Genomic DNA, 1,047 nt, shown 5'->3' with positions numbered 1-1,047 from the left:
ATGGCGTGCCGTGGGTCTGGGGGCTGACGGCGCTCGCCATCAATGAAAAATCCTTCGATAAGCCGCCGACGAGCATCGCCGAAATGTGGGATCCCGCTCACAAAGGCCGCGTCACCATCCGTGATGATGCCGTCGAGGCGGTTCAGTTCGGCGCCATTGCCACCGGCCAGAACATCAACGACATCAAGGATATCGAGGCGGTCAAGGCGAAGCTCACCTCGCTGATGCCGCAGATCAAGACGTTCTGGAGCTCGGAGAACGACTGGAACCAGATGGCTGCCTCTAACCAGATCGACATCGGCACCTATTGGAGCGGCTCGGCCGACCGCGCCAAGACCCATTTCAAGCTGCCGGTCGCGCTCGTGATCCCGCAGGAGGGCGCTGTCGCCTGGCTCGACGCCTTCTCCATTCCGGTCGGTTCCAAGAATGTCGCCGGCGCCGAGGCCTTCATCAACTACATGATCGACCCGAAGTTCTATGTCGAATGGGTCACCAAGGTCGGAGCCCCGGTATCCGCCAACACCAAGGCTGTAGAAGCACTTCCCGGGGATGCGTTCAACCGCAAGGTGATGGGTGACCCGGCAGTCGCCAAGCGCATTCAGTTCCAGGCGCCGATCACAGACGCCCAGCGCGAAACCTATCTGTCGCTCTGGCAGCAGCTCAAGGTCGACGTGAAGTAACAGCAGAAGCCGGGATCAGCCGACCATCCATGTCGGCTGATGCTTCCCCATCCTGGGAGGTGGATGTCATGGCAGCACAGGTTGCGGCCGCGTCGCGCAGCGGATTGAGATCGGCCTTGCCACTGCTGGCGCCTGCCTATCTCTGGCTGACGGTTGCGATCTTCCTGCCGCTCTCAGCCATGGTCTTCTTCTCCTTCATGACCGACCTGCCGCTGTCGGGAAAGCCGTGGGCGTTCACGCTCGAAAACTATGCCGCCTTCTTTTCACAAAGCCTTTATCTGACATTGCTTTTGGCCTCGCTGCGCCTCGGCCTCGAGGTGACGCTGTGGTGCATCGTCATCGGTTATCCCGCCGCTTATGTGCTGGC

1 protein-coding gene and 1 pseudogene are annotated in these 1,047 nt (G+C 60.6%); both read left to right on the top strand.

Going from position 1 to position 1,047, the window contains the following annotated elements; translation table 11 throughout:
* Positions 1-680, top strand: a 680-nt coding sequence (locus NKI59_RS34925) for an ABC transporter substrate-binding protein (protein WP_352709065.1), incomplete at its 5' end; no start/stop codon positions are given.
* Between the two features lie 68 nt (positions 681-748).
* Positions 749-1,047: pseudogene (locus tag NKI59_RS34920) on the top strand (ABC transporter permease); the annotation flags it as partial.

It is taken from the genome of Mesorhizobium sp. M0598, from assembly GCF_040320865.1.
In the GTDB taxonomy this organism is placed as follows: Bacteria; Pseudomonadota; Alphaproteobacteria; order Rhizobiales; family Rhizobiaceae; genus Mesorhizobium.
Note: the sequence above shows the minus strand (reverse complement) of the source record. Positions and strands in the feature narration are given on the sequence as shown.